Source organism: Pseudomonas sp. FG47, from assembly GCF_057809115.1.
Genome location: NZ_JBMDJI010000007.1, coordinates 51,453 through 68,155 on the forward strand (window position 1 = coordinate 51,453; position 16,703 = coordinate 68,155).

At 64.8% G+C, this 16,703-nt stretch carries 16 protein-coding genes; 7 read left to right on the top strand and 9 right to left on the bottom strand.

Going from position 1 to position 16,703, the window contains the following annotated elements; translation table 11 throughout:
- Nucleotides 1-97: 97 nt before the first annotated feature.
- Entirely contained in the window at nucleotides 98-769 is a 672-nt protein-coding gene (locus ACODS5_RS08455) for a TetR/AcrR family transcriptional regulator (RefSeq protein WP_134691154.1), read from the top strand.
- On the opposite strand, the gene ACODS5_RS08460 is transcribed toward ACODS5_RS08455, so the two are convergent.
- Both ACODS5_RS08460 and ACODS5_RS08465 read right to left on the bottom strand, forming a co-directional pair.
- The gene (locus tag ACODS5_RS08460) at nucleotides 749-1,663 is read right to left on the bottom strand and encodes an HpcH/HpaI aldolase/citrate lyase family protein (RefSeq protein ID WP_489108392.1); all 915 of its coding nucleotides are present in this window, start codon (nucleotides 1,661-1,663) and stop codon (nucleotides 749-751) included. The two genes, ACODS5_RS08455 and ACODS5_RS08460, sit on opposite strands and share 21 nt — an antisense overlap.
- A gap of 45 nt (nucleotides 1,664-1,708) precedes the next feature.
- Nucleotides 1,709-2,449: an SDR family NAD(P)-dependent oxidoreductase gene (locus ACODS5_RS08465; protein WP_489108393.1), complete on the bottom strand. Its 741-nt coding sequence runs from the start codon at nucleotides 2,447-2,449 to the stop codon at nucleotides 1,709-1,711.
- Between the two features lie 504 nt (nucleotides 2,450-2,953).
- Here ACODS5_RS08465 and ACODS5_RS08470 point away from each other — a divergent pair.
- The 4 genes from ACODS5_RS08470 to ACODS5_RS08485 all read left to right on the top strand — a co-directional run bounded on the left by ACODS5_RS08470 (nucleotide 2,954) and on the right by ACODS5_RS08485 (nucleotide 7,804).
- Nucleotides 2,954-3,367, top strand: coding sequence for an acyl-CoA thioesterase (locus ACODS5_RS08470; RefSeq protein ID WP_489108394.1), 414 nt, complete (start codon nucleotides 2,954-2,956; stop codon nucleotides 3,365-3,367).
- A gap of 72 nt (nucleotides 3,368-3,439) precedes the next feature.
- Entirely contained in the window at nucleotides 3,440-4,582 is a 1,143-nt protein-coding gene (locus ACODS5_RS08475) for an acyl-CoA dehydrogenase family protein (RefSeq protein ID WP_134691158.1), read from the top strand.
- Between the two features lie 153 nt (nucleotides 4,583-4,735).
- Nucleotides 4,736-6,067, top strand: a complete 1,332-nt coding sequence (paaK, locus tag ACODS5_RS08480) for a phenylacetate--CoA ligase PaaK (RefSeq protein ID WP_489108443.1) — start codon at nucleotides 4,736-4,738, stop codon at nucleotides 6,065-6,067.
- 45 nt (nucleotides 6,068-6,112) lie between these two features.
- Nucleotides 6,113-7,804 carry an alpha-keto acid decarboxylase family protein gene (locus tag ACODS5_RS08485; protein ID WP_134691159.1) on the top strand — a complete coding sequence of 564 codons (1,692 nt, stop codon included), beginning with the start codon at nucleotides 6,113-6,115 and terminating at the stop codon, nucleotides 7,802-7,804.
- A gap of 159 nt (nucleotides 7,805-7,963) precedes the next feature.
- On the opposite strand, the gene ACODS5_RS08490 is transcribed toward ACODS5_RS08485, so the two are convergent.
- The 5 genes from ACODS5_RS08490 to ACODS5_RS08510 form a co-directional block, all read right to left on the bottom strand.
- A complete protein-coding gene (locus tag ACODS5_RS08490; protein ID WP_134691160.1) occupies nucleotides 7,964-8,758 on the bottom strand; it encodes an SDR family NAD(P)-dependent oxidoreductase in 795 nt (264 codons plus the stop codon).
- Between the two features lie 103 nt (nucleotides 8,759-8,861).
- On the bottom strand, nucleotides 8,862-10,328 hold the full coding sequence (locus tag ACODS5_RS08495; RefSeq protein WP_134691161.1) for an efflux transporter outer membrane subunit: 1,467 nt from the start codon (nucleotides 10,326-10,328) through the stop codon (nucleotides 8,862-8,864).
- The gene (locus ACODS5_RS08500; RefSeq protein WP_489108395.1) at nucleotides 10,325-11,413 is read right to left on the bottom strand and encodes an HlyD family secretion protein; all 1,089 of its coding nucleotides are present in this window, start codon (nucleotides 11,411-11,413) and stop codon (nucleotides 10,325-10,327) included. Before ACODS5_RS08500 ends, ACODS5_RS08495 begins: the two co-directional genes overlap by 4 nt.
- 26 nt (nucleotides 11,414-11,439) lie before the next feature.
- Nucleotides 11,440-12,996: an MFS transporter gene (locus ACODS5_RS08505; protein WP_489108396.1), complete on the bottom strand. Its 1,557-nt coding sequence runs from the start codon at nucleotides 12,994-12,996 to the stop codon at nucleotides 11,440-11,442.
- Nucleotides 12,997-13,246: 250 nt separating this feature from the next.
- Complete coding sequence (locus ACODS5_RS08510; RefSeq protein ID WP_134691164.1) at nucleotides 13,247-14,152, bottom strand: LysR family transcriptional regulator; 906 nt, start codon at nucleotides 14,150-14,152, stop codon at nucleotides 13,247-13,249.
- Between the two features lie 170 nt (nucleotides 14,153-14,322).
- On the opposite strand from ACODS5_RS08510, the gene ACODS5_RS08515 reads away from it, so the two are divergent.
- Together ACODS5_RS08515 and ACODS5_RS08520 are read left to right on the top strand one after the other, a co-directional pair.
- Nucleotides 14,323-14,787: a universal stress protein gene (locus ACODS5_RS08515; RefSeq protein ID WP_134691165.1), complete on the top strand. Its 465-nt coding sequence runs from the start codon at nucleotides 14,323-14,325 to the stop codon at nucleotides 14,785-14,787.
- A 15-nt stretch (nucleotides 14,788-14,802) separates the two neighbouring features.
- Nucleotides 14,803-15,579, top strand: coding sequence for an enoyl-CoA hydratase (locus tag ACODS5_RS08520; RefSeq protein ID WP_489108397.1), 777 nt, complete (start codon nucleotides 14,803-14,805; stop codon nucleotides 15,577-15,579).
- A 51-nt stretch (nucleotides 15,580-15,630) separates the two neighbouring features.
- On the opposite strand, the gene ACODS5_RS08525 is transcribed toward ACODS5_RS08520, so the two are convergent.
- Both ACODS5_RS08525 and ACODS5_RS08530 read right to left on the bottom strand, forming a co-directional pair.
- Nucleotides 15,631-16,491, bottom strand: coding sequence for an efflux RND transporter periplasmic adaptor subunit (locus tag ACODS5_RS08525; RefSeq protein WP_134691168.1), 861 nt, complete (start codon nucleotides 16,489-16,491; stop codon nucleotides 15,631-15,633).
- Nucleotides 16,492-16,501: 10 nt separating this feature from the next.
- Nucleotides 16,502-16,702 carry a DUF1656 domain-containing protein gene (locus tag ACODS5_RS08530; protein ID WP_028689551.1) on the bottom strand — a complete coding sequence of 67 codons (201 nt, stop codon included), beginning with the start codon at nucleotides 16,700-16,702 and terminating at the stop codon, nucleotides 16,502-16,504.
- Nucleotide 16,703 lies beyond the last annotated feature (1 nt).

A 16,703-nucleotide genomic window follows, 5' to 3' on the forward strand; every position in this document is an offset into this window, starting at 1 on the left:
TCAAAGGCAATCAGGGAGAAACCTCCAGGATCGGAGCCCCATGGTCTGGCTGGCAGTCTTTCTCACAAATGCATACAGGTAAACTCTGGAGTCATTCGTGAAACACGCTCAACTTCCTCGCAAAGTCCCCACGCAAGCCCGCTCCAGGATGATGGTCGAGACCATCCTGAAGACCACCGCCACGGTGGTGGTCAAGCATGGCTATGCAGGAACCAACACCAACCTGGTGGCCGAACGCGCCGGCGTCAGTGTCGGTTCGGTCTACCAGTATTTCCCCAACAAGGATGCCCTGATCGCCGCTCTTTACGAGCGCCACGCCCAGGCGGTGAACCAGATCATCCTTGACGTCGCCAGCCGCCAGGACGTGGCCGACCTGCCAAGCCACATCACCCTGCTGGTGCGCGGCCTGCTGCAACTGCACCTGCAGGAGCCCGAGCTGCACCGCATGCTGGACAAGGACTTCGCCTTCCTCAGCAACGGCAGCAGCGAGCACCAGGCACGCATTGCCCATTCGATGGAATGCCTGCTGCAACGCTGGCGCCTGACACATGGCAACCTGCAATCAGCCGCCTGGCTGACCGCGCAGATGATCATGTCGATGGTCAAGGCGTACACCCTGGAGGCGCCGCAGATCAGCCAGGCCGGCATCGAGGAGGCGATCTGCTGTTCGGTGACAGGGCTGCTGTGCGCCAGTCCGCACAGCAGCTTCACCCAGGCCGGTTACCTGGCCAACGGTGCCGTCACCCATTCACACCTGGGTGCCGCGTGACGCCTGGACCTGCAGCAGTTGCCGGTAGCGCTCGAGCAACCGGCGCGACTGCAGATAACTAGGCACCTCAACCACCAGGCCATCGACCTCGGCGCGCACGCTGCCCGAACGGGTAGCGTGCTCGAAGGCGTCGATCTGGCGCTGCGCCAGATCGGCCTCGGCCGCAGTCGGGGTCAGGTAGCGGTTGGCCACGGCGACATGCGCCGGGTTGACCACGCCCTTGGCCTGATAGCCGATGGAGCGGGCGAACTGCATGTCCGCCTCGGCGCCTTCGTCATCGGCGAAGGTATACGGCGAGTCGATCGCCAGCACACCCGCCGCCGCGCATTCGAGCAGAAAGCGCGAACGCGGGTAGAACAGCTCGGTCCCGGCGCGGCTGCGACCGGCGCCCAGGTCGGCGACCATGTCCTCGGTGGCCACCAGCATCGCCTTGATGCGCGGCGTCGAATGGGCGATGTCGATGGCCCGGACCACACCCAGCGCGGTCTCGATGTTCGGCACGATCAGCGTCGAACCTGGGGCGATGCCGTACTGGCCCTCCAGGCGGGTGATGTGCCAATCCAGCAAGGCCATCTGCTCGCGCGACTCGACCTTGGACATCATCACCACTTGCGGACGCGCCGCCATCACCGCCTCGAGGTCCTCCAGGCCGCAGGTCTCGAACGGGTTGATGCGTACCGAGCTGATGCGCCCGCATTCGCGCCAGTGCTGCATGACCCGCGCGGCCAGTTGGCGCGCCTCGGCCCGCCGCTCGGGCGGGGTAAAGTCCTCCAGCTCCTGCACCAGCACGTCGCCGTCACCGTTCAGCGCGTCGAGCAATGCCGCCTCGTCGGCGCCGGGAATGAAAAGGAAGGTGCGGCAAAGCGCCAGGGGATTGTCCTTGGAAACAGCCATGATGACGTCCTGTAGTAGAGATAAAGAGGGGAATGCGTGCCAGCTCTAGAGCATCGCCAAACCGCCGTCGACGGCGATGGTGGTGCCACTGACGAACGACGACTTGCCCGACAGCAGCCAGCCGATCACCTCGGCGGCCTCCTCGGCGCTGCCTTCGCGGCGCAGGGCAGTCATGCCATGCAGCTGCTCGAGCTTGCCGGCGACCCGGGTGGTGTCGTCGAGCATCGGCGTGCGGATCACCGCCGGGGCCACGCAGTTGACATTGATACCGCGCGGGCCCAGCTCCCGGGCCAGGCCTTTGCTCAGGGTGATCACCGCGCCTTTGCTGGTGGCATAGCCCAGCGTGCCCGCCAGGCCGCCGCCGCGGATGCCGGCGACACTGGCCACGGTGCAGATGCGCCCGCCGTTGGGCATCAGCCGCACCGCCTGCTGAACCACGCTGAAGGTGCCGATCAGGTTGATATCCAGCAACTGGCGCAGGCGCGCCACGCTCAAGGCGTCGAAAGCGCTGGTGTCGACCACGCCGGCGCAGGTGGCCAGCGCATCGACACGGCCGAACACGCGTTCGATGTCGCTGAACGCCTGCGCCACGGCCTGTTCGTCACACAGGTCCAGGCAATAATGCCGATGCTGCGCGCCAATGGCGTCAAGGGTCGCGGCCAGGCCCTGGGCATCCAGGTCCAGGCACGCCACCCGGTAGCCATCGGCGGCCAGCAGGCGGGCTGTCGCCGCGCCAATGCCACTGGCGGCACCGGTAACCACCGCCACCTTGGTTTGTTCCAACATATCGAAAGCACTCCTTGCGACAACAGTGCCCGCTCGCAGCGGGGCACGCTCCTCGACATGCTAAAAGAATGTATACAACTCAACTACTCGCATTCAACCCAGCGTAATAACAGGCGCCTCATCCAACCTCACTGAATATAAACTCGCATTTTCAATTCGCGCTAAATAAACAGTGGCGATACTCGTCACCACGGCGAAAACGCGAGCTTTTCCCAATTCATTTTAAATTTCTCTGCGCCCGATCGTCGCAGCGCGCAGGCAGGCCGCAGCGCGCCTCGAAAAAACCCCGCAAGACCGCGTATTTCGTGGCCCTTGGCGTCTATATAACAGAGCACAACAGTCAGTTATAAGAATGCGAGTAGCCATCTTCGGGCAAGCTGCTTAGGATTAAAAACACTTTGAAACTTTATATTTCAGTCGCACTTCACGCGCACTGACGTGAGACAAAAAAGTTTCAAGATAATGACATCCCTCTTTCTACCCTCATATAAAAGGACGTTCACAATGAGCACCAAGGGTTTTGACACCGTCATTGAAATCAAATACCGCGACACCGACTCCATGGGCCATGTCAGCAGCCCGATTTATTACGACTACATGCAGCACGCCTACCTCTGCTACATGCACGACCTGCTGAACCTGCCGAAGAGCGAAAAACTGCCGCACATCATGGTGCGCAGCGAGTGCGACTACGTGGCCCAGGCCATGTACGGCGAAACCCTGGTGGTCACCAGCTCGGTGGTCAAGTTCGGCACCAAGAGCTTCGAGATCGAGCACATCATGCGCCGCTCGGACGACAGCAAGGAAATCGTCGCCAAGGCCAAGTCGTACCACGTGATGTTCGACTACGACAAACAAGCCACCGTGCCTGTACCGCAAGCGTTCAAGGACCAGGTCCTGGCATTCCAGGAAGGCTGAGCCCGGGCTCAGGGATGATGGTATCGCCGGGCGCCTGGCGGCCGGCGAGCAGACTGCAAAGGAACTCTCGCGATGAAATTCTCCTGGACGCCCCAGCAACATGAACTGCTGGTGAAATACCGGGCCATCGGCGCCGAGCTGGCACAAGCCCGCCGCAGCGCCGAACCTGGTTTCGATCATTACGGCTGGCAACGCCTGTGCGATGCCGGCCTTTGGCAATTGGTCATCCCCGCCAGCCACGGTGGCCTGGGCGAGGACTGGTGGGGCTTCACCGCCGCCCTCGAAGGCCTGGCCTCGTCGATCCGCACCCCCGAACTGCTGCTCTCGGTGATCGCCCAGGCCGGCATGGTCCGCGCCCTGATGCTCTACGGCAACGACGAACAGAAGGACCGTTACCTTACCGCGATCCTCAACGGCGCGCTGAGCGCCACCGGCATCGCCGAACCCGGCACCGGCACCGACGTGCGCAGCATCCACAGCCTGCTGACCCCGACCGCAGACGGCTATCGCCTCAATGGCAGCAAGTTCAACATCGCCCACGCCCCCGTGGCCGATTTCATGCTGATCGTCACCAAGCTCGATACCGACGCCAAGGCCAATATCGCCCTGGTGATGATCGACAAGGACACCCCGGGCCTGACCCGTGGCCAGCCTGACGACAAGCTCGGCAACAAGCACCTGCCGACCGGCCCGCTGCACTTCGACAACCTGCACGTGCCGACCAGCCAGGTGCTTGGCGAGCCCGGCCGTGGCCTGCAGCAACTGATCAAGATCATCTCGCTTGGCCGCCTGTACTACGGCCTGGTGGCGGCCAACCTGCCCACGCCGTTCCTCGCCGAAGCCATGCAGTACGCGGCCAAGCGCGAAAGCTTCAACAGCACCATCGATAACCACCAGTACGTGCAGAAGCGCCTGGTGGACCTGGCCATGGGCATCGAACGCAACCGCTGGATGGCCTATGCCGCCCTCGACCAGTTGCTCAACGACCAGCCACAGGCCCTGATGAACTGCTCGATCGCCAAGCTCGGCGCCGCACAGGACTTCATCAACAGCGCCATCAGCCTGCTCAAGCTGTACGGCAGCCTGGGCTACCACGAAGGCGACGTCGCCAACCTGGTCAAGGATGCCCTGGGCTTCGCCAGCGTCGGCGGCACCGAAGAGATGCACCAGAAGAACATCTTCAACCAGCTGCTGCGCCTGACACAGGCCGTCTGAACGGTCGAGCCCGCAGCTCGCAAGCCCTGTCATGCCCTGTCGGCACGTCAGGCTCGCCTTCCGGGGCGGGCCTGGGGTGAGCCGGCAGTGGGGCTTTGCCTGCCTTCCATTGCGCCCTACACAAAGAGAGCAGATCCGATGCCCATCCCATCGATGCCCTTGCACAGCACCCCGTCCACCGCCTTCGCCGAGCCGGTCGACGACCGCTTCGAACACGCCAGCGTCGACCAGTTGCGCGACCACCAGCTGCAACGCCTGCGTGTCACCCTGGAACATGCCTACGCCAACGTGCCCTGGTACCGCGAGCAATTCCAGGCCATGGGGATTCACCCCAAGGACATGAACCACCTGGAGGACCTGGCCCGCTTCCCCCTGACCAGCAAGGCCGAACTGCGCGAGCACTACCCGTTCGGCCTGTTCGCCGTGCCCATGGACCAGGTGGTGCGCCTGCATGCCTCCAGCGGCACCACCGGCAAGCCCACCGTGGTCGGCTACACCCGGCATGACATCGATGTCTGGTCGTCGCTGGTGGCCCGCTCGATTCGTGCCGCCGGCGGCCAGCGTGGCGACCGCATCCATATCGCCTACGGCTACGGCCTGTTCACCGGCGGCCTGGGCGCGCACTACGGCGCCGAGAAACTCGGCTGCACGGTGATCCCGATGTCCGGTGGCCAGACCGAGAAACAGGTCCAGCTGATCCGCGATTTCCAGCCCGACATCATCATGGTCACGCCGTCGTACATGCTCAACATCGCCGAAGAGATCGAGCGCCAAGGCCTGGACCCACGCGCGCTGTCACTGCGAACCGGGATCTTCGGCGCCGAACCCTGGGGCCAACAGATGCGCGGCGAACTGGAACAGCGCCTGGGCATCCAGGCCCTGGATATCTATGGCCTGTCGGAGATCATGGGCCCGGGCGTGGCCATGGAGCACCTGGACACCAAGGACGGCCCGACCCTCTGGGAAGATCACTTCTACCCGGAAATCATCGACCCGGTAACCGGCGAAGTGCTGCCCGACGGCCAGTTCGGCGAACTGGTGCTCACCACCCTGAGCAAGGAAGCGCTGCCGATGGTGCGCTACCGCACCCGCGACCTGACCCGCCTGCTGCCCGGCAGCGGCCGCGCCATGCGGCGACTGGACAAGATCACTGGGCGCAGCGACGACATGCTGATCATCCGCGGGGTCAACGTGTTCCCCAGCCAGATCGAGGAACAACTGCTGAACCTGTTCATCTTCAGCCCCGTGCACGAGCTGCACGTCAGCCGTGAAGGCAACCTCGACGCCCTCACCGTGCAGGTTGAGCTGCGCCCAGAACACAGCCGCCTGAGCAACGAGGAGCAACAAGCCGCCTGCCAGCAGCTCAGCCACCGGATCAAGGTGCATGTCGGCATCAGCACCCGCATCGTGCTCAACCCCTGCCACTCCCTGAAGCGCTCCGAAGGCAAGGCCGGCAAGGTCATCGACCTGCGCGGCACACGCTGACGACGCGTTATCCCTCCTCAACGGACTCACGAGGTTGACTCCAACATGGACATGACCATCGGCGACTTTCTCCTGCGTCGCCTGCAGGAATTCGGTATCCGCCACTTGTTCGGCGTACCCGGCGACTACAACCTGACCTTGCTCGAACAGGTCGAGGTCATGCCGGACCTGCGCTTCATCGGCAACTGCAACGAGCTCAATGCCGCCTACGCCGCTGACGGCTACGCCCGTGCCCAAGGCTTCGGCGCGGTGCTGACCACCTACGGCGTGGGTGACCTCAGTGCGCTGAACGGCATTGCCGGGGCCTATGCCGAACGGGTTCCGGTGGTCATGATCTCCGGCATGCCGCCGCTGCACGCGATTATCGACCGCGCGCTCATGCACCACACCCTGGCCGACGGCAACTACGACAACATCATGGTTGCCGTGCGCCAGTTCACCGTGGCCCAGGCGCGCATCACCGTGGAAAACGCCGCGCAAGAGATCGACCGGGTGCTGCAGACCTGCTTGCGCGAACGCCGCCCGGTGTACCTGCAACTGCCGTCGGACCTCGCCTACCTGCACATCGAAGTACCCGACACGCCGCTGCAACTGTGCGAAACCCGCAGCGAGCCGGGCCAGCTGCAACATGTGGTGGCCCAACTGCGCGAACGCCTGGCCAAGGCCAGCCGACCGGTGGTGCTGGTGGACATCGACGTCGAACGCTTCGGCCTGACCGAACAGGTGCTGGAGCTGATCGAACGCCTCGACCTGCCCTTCGCCAACCTGCCGCCGGCCAAGGCCATGCTGCCGGAAACCCACCACCTGTTCCTCGGCACCTACGCCGGTGCCGGCAGCGCCCCGGCGGTACGCGAGGCGATCGAGCAGGCCGACTGCGTGCTGAGCATCGGCGCGCGCTTCACCGACGTCAGCACCGCGCTGTTCTCGCAGAAGTTCCAGGACGGCGCGCTGATCCAGCTGCAGCCTTATGCCGCGTCGATGGCCAAGGTGCACTACAACGCGGTGAGCATGCGCCAGGTACTGGAGACCCTGGTGCAACAACCACCAGTGATGCAAGCCATGCCGCGCCAGGTACCGCCGTTCAGCGGCCCGGCGGCATTCCGCGCGCTGCCCGAGCATCCGCTGAGCCAGTTGCGTTTCTGGCAGCGCATCGCCCACTTGATCCGCGGCGACGAGTTGATCATCGCCGAGAGTGGCACTTCCTCGGCTGGCCTCAACGGCCTGCGCATGCCGCGTGGGGTGACCTACCTGACCCAGCCGATCTGGGGCTCGATCGGCTACACCTTGCCAGCCCTGCTCGGCACCCTGCTGGCCCAGCCACAGCGGCGGCAGATGCTGTTCATTGGCGACGGTTCGCTACAGATGACCGTGCAGGAGCTGTCGACCATCCTCGCCCACGACCTCAAGCCGATCATCTTCCTGATCAACAACGACGGCTACACCATCGAGCGCCTGATCCTCGGCGAGAACTCCAGCTACAACGACATCAACCCGTGGCGTTACGCGCAGCTGCCCAAGGTGCTCGACACCCGCGAGCGCGCGCGGCATTTCACCGTGCACACCGAGGACCAGTTGGAAGTGGCGTTGATCGAGGCCGAGGCCTGCGACGCGCTGGTGTTCATCGAAGTGGTGATGGAGCGCATGGACGCACCGGAGTCGCTCAAGCGCTTCGCCCGGCTGTTCGCCGAGTTCGACTATGGGCTGCCGGCCCTGAGCCAGCCGACCCTGGCGCATTGACCCTGCGGTGCATGGCGCCGCTGTTCGCCGGCAAAGCCGGCTCCTACACAGACTCCAACCTGTAGGAGCCTGCCTTGCTGGCGATCCAGGCAACAGGGTGTTTGCCGGCAAGCGCGATACAACAAAGCCCGGGCGGCATGACCGCCCGGGCTTTTTACATCAGGCGATCGAACGCACCACCCCGCCATCCACGCGCATGGCCGCGCCGGTGGTGGCGCTGGCCTGGCGCGAAGCCAGGTAGACCACCAGGTTGGCCACCTCTTCCACCGTGGCCAGGCGCTTGATGATCGAACTGGAGCGGTGCTCGGCGATGAAGCTGGCTTCCAGCTCCTCGACCGGCTTGCCGGCCTCGTCGGCCATCTTCTCGAAGTAACCGCCCACGCCCTCGGAACGGGTCGGCCCCGGCAGCACGGCGTTGACCGTCACGCCGGTACCGGCCAGGGTCTCGGCCAGGCCGCGGGACACCGCCAGCAGCGCGGTCTTGGTGGTGCCGTAGTGGATCATCTCGGTCGGGATCTGCAGCGCCGATTCGCTGGACATGAACAACACCCGGCCCCAGTTGCGCACTTTCATGCCCTGGGCGTAGTGACGCGACAGGCGCACCGCGCTCATCACGTTGACCTCGAAGAAATGCTGCCAGTCTTCGTCGCTGATCTCGAAGAAGCCCTTGGGCTCGAAGATGCCCAGGTTGTTCACCAGGATGTCGGTTTCCGGCTCCTTGGCGATCAGCTTCTTCACACCTTCGAGCGTGCCAAGGTCGGCAACCACGCCGGACACCTTGGCGCCGGGCAACTTGTCGGTGATTTGCTTGATGGCGCGCTTCACCCGGCCTTCTTCACGGCCGTTGATCACCACATTCGCACCCGCCTCGGCCAAGCCGAAGGCGACGGCGAACCCTATACCGGCCGTGGAACCGCTGACGATTGCACTTTTGCCGTGCAAGGAAATATTCATACCTGCGTCCTTTTTCTGGATGATATCTGTTCCCAAAAACGACACGCCGCCAACAACGCAAGCATTGTTGGCGGCGTGCCTCATGGCTCTTTGACCGCTGCGCTCAATCGCGTTCAACCTTGGCTTGCATCACCGGCGCAAACGATTGCCATCCGCCGCCCAGGGACTTGTACAGCCCCACCATGGACAACGACGTGGCGGCACTGCTTTCCACCCACTGTTCCTGGTTGGCCAGCAATGCGCTTTGCACCGTCAAGACATTGAGGAAATCCACCGCGCCTTCCACGTACTGGCGCTTGGCGTTATCCAAGGCCACCCGGCTCTGGCGCACCGCTTCCTCGAGCAAGTCGCGGCGCAACTGGCTGGCGTTGTACTGGCGAAGCACATCGTCCACTTCGTGCCAGGCGCGCAGCACCGTCTGCTGATACTGCAATGCCGCTTCCTGCTGCTGCGCCTCGCGCAGTTCGAGCACGCCCTTGAGGCGCCCACCTTCGAAAATCGGCAGGTTCAACTGTGGCCCGATGGCGAAGCGCCGCGCGTCCCAGTTGCCGAAGTCGGACAACTGCATCGACTGGAAGCCGGCACTGCCGGACAGGCGGATGCTCGGGTAGAAGTTGGCCTTGGCCACGCCGATGCTGGCGGTGGCCGCATGCAGCCGCGCCTCGGCCTGGCGGATGTCGGGGCGGCGCTCGGCCAGCTCCGACGGCAGGCCCATGGCGAAGCGCTGGGCGGTGCGCGGCAGTTCGCCCGGGGTCAGCAGTTCCTGCTGCAAGCTGCGCGGCGGCTCGGCCACCAGCAGGCTCAGGGCGTTGATCAACTGCGCCTGGCGCTCTTCGAGGGTCGGCAGGCGCGCCTCGACCGAAGCCACCTGGGCGGCGGCCTGGGCGACATCGAGGTTAGTCGCCACGCCGTCGCTCAGGCGCATCTGCGACAGGCGCAACGAGTGACGGGACACGTCCAGGTTCTCGCGCACCACGCCCAGGGTGCTTTGCACCGAGCGCAGCTGGATATAGGTGCTGGCGGTTTCCGCCAGCAGCGAAAGCAGCACGCCCTGACGATCGTTTTCGGCGACCTCGACACTGGCGTCGGCCGCTTCCACTTCACGCCGCACGCGGCCCCACAGGTCCAGCTCCCAGGCCGCGACGAAATCGCCTTGCCACAGGTTGAACGCCGACTTGCCATTTTTACCGGACGGGTCGGCAAGCCCTTTGGCGCTGTTGCGCGCGCGGCTGTAGCCGGCGTCGACATCCACCGACGGGTACTGTTCGGAGGCGATGCTCATGCGCAGCGCGCGGCTTTGCAGCAGGCGCGAAGTGGCGATCTGCAGGTCCAGGTTGCGCTCCACCGCGCGCTGGATCAGCGCCGTCAGTTGCGCATCGTGGAAAGTCTCCCACCAACGGGCTTCCAGCGGCGTGCTCTGCGGCTGGCTGGGGGCAGCCTTTTCCTGCAGGGCGGGCCAGGCCGCCGGGGCGCTCGAAGCAGGCTTGTGAAAGTCCGGGCCGAGGGTGCAGGCGCTCAAGGCCAGGGTGGCGCCCAACAACAAGGGCGTGCCGGTACGTGCAAGCTTCATCGGGCGCTGACCTCCTGATTGGTCTTGGCCCGGGCGTCCTGGCCGCCTTCACTACGGGTGTCGATATCGGCGATCACCGACATGCCCACGCGCAAGCGCTGCAACAGCGGCTGGTCAGCGTCGAAGACGATCTTCACCGGAATGCGCTGCACCACCTTGGTGAAGTTGCCGGTGGCGTTGTCAGGCTTGACCGCCGCGAAGGTCAGGCCGGTGGCCGGCGCGACGCTCTGCACCACGCCGCGCAGGCGCTCGCCGGGGAAGGTATCGACGCTCACCTCGACGCGTTGGCCAGGCAGCACGTGGGTCAGCTGGGTTTCGCGGAAGTTGCCGATCACGTAGGCGCGCTGCAACGGCACCACCGAGAGCATTTTCGCCCCGGGCTGCACGTAGGAGCCAATGCGCACCGCCCGCTCGCCGACCATGCCGTCGATAGGCGCGACGATGCTGGTGTAGGACAGGTCCAGGCGCGCACGGTCCAGCGCCGCATCGGCATGCTTGCGCCCGGCCTCGGCGGCCTGCAACTGCGCGCTGAGGATGTCGGTCTGCTTGCGCGCCGCCGCCAGGGCCGCGCTGGAGTTGGTCAGCCGCGCCTGGGCCTGGTCGACCCGACTACGCGCCTGCTGGGCGTTCTGCACGGTGCCGGCGCCCTGCTCGGCCAGGCGCGTGTGGCGGGTCAGCTCATGGCTGGCGAAGGCCAGTTCAGCCTTGTCGGCGGCCACCGCGGCCTCAGCCTGGGAGATCAGCGAGGCCTGACGCTCCAACGTCGCCTTGGCGTTCTGCAACTGGGCGCGGGACATCTGCGCCTGGGCCTCGGCCGCCGCCAGGGCGGCCTGGAAGTCACGGTCGTCGATGCGCGCCAGGAGTTGCCCGGCCTTGACCTGCTGGTTGTCCTCGACCAGCACCTGGGTGATGAAGCCGGCCACTTTCGGCGCCACCACGGTGTAGTCGGCCGATACGTAGGCGTCGTTGGTCGATTGCACGCCACCGCCGCCGAACAGCGAAGGCAAGGCGGTGAAGGCGATGCCGCCGACGACGATGACCGCCGCCGCGATCAAGGCCAGTTTCTGGTTTTTGCTTATGGTCATGATGTCTTTCTCTCTCAACAAGAACGCTATGCCACCGCGCGCGGTGGATAGATCCGGGTAGGCACGAAGGGAATCAGCACGATCAGCGCCAGCGCCAGCAGTGCCATGCACAGGTACAGGTCAGCCGAGGTCAGCACCACGGCTTGCTCGTGAATACGCTTGGCCAGGCCGGCGGCGTTGCCGTCGACCAGGGGCGAGTTGCCCAGGTTGTCTACCAGCATGTTCGAGTGGAAATGCCGGCGGCTGGTGGTCAGCGCGTCGAGAACCCCGGCAGCGACCACCGAGGCCAGGCCCTTGACGGTGTTGAACCAGGCCGAGGCGAACGGGCCGTCCTGCGGCGTCATGCCGCCGGTGGCGAGCATCAGCAGCGGGATAACCGCCATGGGCTGGCCGAAGATCTGGAACAGTTGCAGCACGTAGAAGTTGTCGCGGATCCACTGCGAGGTAACGAAGGTGCCGCCGAAGCAGGACACCGCCAGCATGCCCAGGCCGATGGCCAGCACCCAGCGGCAGTCCACCGCGCGGATGTTGCACAGCGCCGCGGTCAGCGGCAGCGCCAGCAACTGCGGCAAGGCCACCAACAGCATTACCGGGCCGGTCTGCGCCGGGCGGTAGCCCTGGATCTGGGCGAGGAAGCTGGACGGGATGATGATCACCGCCGACAGCACCACCAGCACGCCGCCCAGGGTGATCAGGGCATGGGTGAGGTTGCGGTTGGTGAGCATCTGCAACTTGAAGAACGGCAGCGGATGGGACCACTCGTTGATCATGAACAGCACCAACAGCGCCAGGCCACCGCCCAGCAACCAGCAGATCATCGGCGAGTTGAACCAACCGTAGCGGTCGCCCTGGGACAGGCCAATGACGATCGAGCAGATCGCCGGCAACCCCAGCAGCAGGCCACGCCAGTCGAACTGCTTGAAGCGCTCCAGGCGCAGCGGGTCCTGCGGCAGGCCCCAGGCCACGCAGGCCATGGCCAGCAAGGATGGCACGATGATCTGCCAGAAAGCCCACTGCCAACCGACGTATTCGGTCCACAGGCCGGCCAGTGGCAGACCCAGGCTAGGGCCGAAGGTGGCGGTCAGGGCATAGCCAGCCAGGCCGTAGAGCTTGATGCCTGGCGGCAGGAAACGCAGCGCCACGCTCATCAGCATCGGCGGCAAGGCACCGCCTGCGAAGCCTTGCAGGGTGCGCAGCACCATCAAGGTTTCCTGGTTGGGCGCGAACGGGCACAGCAGGCCAAGCACGGCGAAGGCACCGATGGCACTAAGGGTGAAACGACGCAGGGAAAAGGTCACCGAGCACCAGGGCGCGAAAGCCATGGCCGATACCGAGGTGGCCGAGTACAGCGCCACCAGCCAAGAGCCTTCGTCGGCACCGATGCCCATGCCGCCACGGATATCGGCCAGGGCCATCTTGGTGACCATCTCGTTGAGGCCGGCGCACAATACCGCCAGCAGCACGCCAACCAGGCCGACCACGATGCGCGGGCCAAATGCCGGTGGCGCGGCCGGCTTGGCCGGTGCCGGCGCCGCGGCGCTCGAAGGGGCGGCCACGGTAGCCGTGGCGGCCAGCGAAGTCATGGCCTGGCCCCGGTGGCGCGGGCTGGGGCGGGACGAGGCAGATAGGCACGCATGGCTTTAGAACTCCGGGAAAAGTAGATACCCGGCAAGTCTAGGGAGGCGCAATGCTGTCGAAAACTGACATATTCGCAGCTTTATGCTGCATACGATGCAACTATAAAGCCACATAATCATAAGTGCGAGCGGGGGATGTGGGCCTATGAGTCGGGCGCCGCACTCGATCTCATAGGCGCTAAGCCCTCCCCCCCGCTCAATGCTTGCTGCAACACTCCTTGAGCGTCTGGCGCAGCCAGCGGTGTGCCGGGTCGTTGTCGTATCGCGGGTGCCAGGCCTGCATGATGGCCACCGACTCCAGCGCCATCGGAATGCGGAACGAGCGCAACGGCAAGCCCAACCGGGCGACACTGAGCAGCACATGCTGCGGTAACGGCAGCAGCAGGTCGGACTCGGGCAGCGAGAACATCGCCGAGTGGAAACTCGGCGTGATCAACGCCACCCTCCGGCTCAGCCCCATGCCCGCCAGCGCCTGGTCGATCGGCCCGGTGGCGCGGCCACGCCGCGACACGCTGATCTGCTCATAAGCGGCGAAACGCTCCGGGGTGATCTCGTCGTTGAAGATCGGGTGATCGACCCGGGCCAGGCCGACGAAGGTGGTGGAGAACAGGCTCTGCACCTTGATCTCCGGGCCCAGGTTGCGGGTGGCGCTGATATAGAGATCCAGGCGCCCATCGCGCAGGCTTTCGTCCTCGTCGCCGCCCTCGCCTTCGGGAACGAAGCGCAGCACGGTGCGTGGCGCCTGCTTGCGCATGGTTTCCAGCAACGGCGTGGCGAACGGCGCGATGAACACGTCATTGGCCCGCAGGTTGAAGGAGCGTTCCAGGGTCGGCAGGTCGACCTCGTCGCTGGAGCTGAAGACCTGACCGGCCTGTTCGACCACGCTGCGCACTTGGCTGCGCAAGGCCATGGCCTTGGGCGTGGGCACCAGGCCGCGGCCGGCGCGCACCAGGATCGGGTCGCCAACGGCATGGCGGATCCGCGTCAGGGTGCGGCTCATGGCTGCCGGGCTGAGGTTCATGCGGCGTGCCGCCCCGACCACGCTGCCCTCGTCGAGCAGGGCGTCCAGTGCGACCAGAAGGTTCATATCCGGAAAGTGCATGGTAAGCATCCATTCAAGAATTTCGGTGAATCCGCTGCAATATTACCAGTCTTTGCCGGTTTTCCTGCCTTTGCATATGACGCAATATGTGATTGCGCTGCACACCATTTACCGTACTGCAATCATTCCGAAGAATAGCTGCCTTCTGCATAACCAATGGACCCGCAAGCATGTTCAGGTCGGTACTGATCGCCATCGATGGCACCCCGCGCAGCCTAGGCATCCTCGACACCGTCAAGCGCTTCTGCGACCCCGAGCAGCACTTGCTGCACGTGTTGCTGGCGGTCGACAGTGCCTATGCCCTGGAGGAGTTCGACCAGCGCCTGAGCAGCTTCGACCAGACCGAATACCCTGCCGCCGCCCAGGAGCAACTGCACGCTGACAAGATCGTGCAAGAGGCAATCAAGGCCTTCGAGCAACTAGGCTTCTCGACCACCGGCAGCCAGGAAGTTGGCGAGCCGGCCGAGGTCATCATCAAGCTGGCCAAGGCGCGCAACATCGACCTGGTGGTCATGGGCCATCGCCATCTGTCACGCCTCAAACGCGTGCTCGACCCTTCGATCGCCAGCAGGGTCATCGACGAAGCCGGCTGCCCGGTACTGGTCGATGCCCGCCACCAACTCCCACGCCACTGAACCGAGACGACACGGATGAAACTCGACTACCTGCAACTGGAACAGTCCGGCGCCGTCGCGCTGATCCGCCTGAGCCGCCCCGAGGCCTTGAATGCCCTGAGCGGAGAAATGATGGAGGAGCTGGCGGGTGTGCTCGACCGTCTGGAACAGGACCGTAGCGTCCGCGCCCTGGTAGTGACCGGTGGCGATACGGTATTCGCCGCTGGCGCCGACATCAAAGGCATGCGCGACCGCAGCTACATGGAGGTCTACACCAGCGACTTCGTGACGCTGAACTGGGAGCGCCTGGCCAGCTTCCGCAAGCCGAGCATCGCCGCGGTGGCCGGTTATGCTCTGGGTGGCGGCTGCGAGCTGGCGCTGATGTGCGACATGATCATCGCCGGTGAGAGCGCGCGCTTCGGCCAACCGGAAATCAAGATCGGCACCATCCCCGGCGCCGGCGGCAGCCAACGCCTGGCGCGCTCGATCGGCAAGGCCAAGGCCATGGACCTGGTGCTGACCGGGCGCACCATGGATGCCGAGGAGGCCGAGCGTTGCGGCCTGGTCAGCCGTCGGGTCAGCGATGCCACGCTGCTCGACGAGGCGTTGCAGGCCGCTGCGCGCATCGCCAGCTATTCCGGCCCGGTGACCATGATGGCCAAGGAGGCGGTCAACCACGCCTTCGAGACCAGCCTGAGCGAAGGCGTGCGGATCGAGCGCCGGTTGTTCCACTCGACCTTCGCCATCGATGACCAGAAGGAAGGCATGGCCGCCTTCGCCGAGAAGCGCGCCCCGCAGTTCATGCACCGCTGAGCTCAAGCCCTGCGCTCCTCCTGTAGGAGCCAGCCTTGCTGGCGCCTACGGTCAATCGCTGTCCGGCGTCACCACCACGGTGCAGGTGGTGCCGGCCGCCAGCAGGAATCCGTCCGGCACCTCGTCGATATGGATGCGCACCGGCACCCGTTGCGCCAGGCGCACCCAGTTGAAGGTTGGGTTCACATCGGCGATCAGCTCGCGGCTCTGCGGGTTGTCGCGGTCGTAGATACCCCGGGCGATGCTCTGCACATGGCCCTTGAGACGCTCGCCACTCATCATCTGCAACTCGGCCTGGTTACCCACCTTCACATGCGGCAGCTTGGTCTCCTCGAAGAAGCCGTAGACCCAGAACGAATGCTCGTCCACCACCGCCATCAACGCCTCGCCTGTGCGGGCGTAGTCGCCGCGGTGGATGTTCAGGTTGGTCACGTAACCATCGACTGTGGCGACGATCTGCGTGCGCTTGAGGTTCAACTCGGCCGCGGCCAATTGCGCCTGGGCGTGCTGGTAGTCGGCCAGCGCGGCGCTGGCGATGTTGCTGGCATCGTCGCGGTTTTCCTTGGAAATCACCAGGTTGTCCATGTCGGCGCGGCGCTTGGCGTTGACCTTGCGCATTTCCCAGGTGGCCTTGCGCGCGGCGACCAGGGCCTTGGCCTGGTCCACCGCCAGTTGGTAGTGCTCCGGATCGATGCGCATCAGCACATCGCCCTTCTTCACCCGCTGGTTGTCCAGCACCGGCACGTCGACCACATAGCCCGGCACATCGGCGGCGACATTGATGATGTCGGCGCGCACCCGGCCGTCACGGGTCCACGGCGTGGTCATGTAGTGCAGCCATAACTGGCGGCCGATCGCCACTGCGGCGGCCAGCACCAGCAGGGTGGCGATCAGGCTGAAGAACTTTTTCATCGAGGGATTCTCACCAGTAGAGCGACAGCGCCAGGGCGCCGAACAGGCAAACGAACAGGGAAAGGCGCAACAGCGCCGGGTGCCAGAAGAAGCGATAGCCATCCACGCTGGCGATGAACCGGTCCAGGCCCCAGGCCAGGCCCAGGGCGAACAGGAACATCAAGGTCATGGTGGGCATGTACACGCCATGGAAGGCGATCTCACGGGGCATG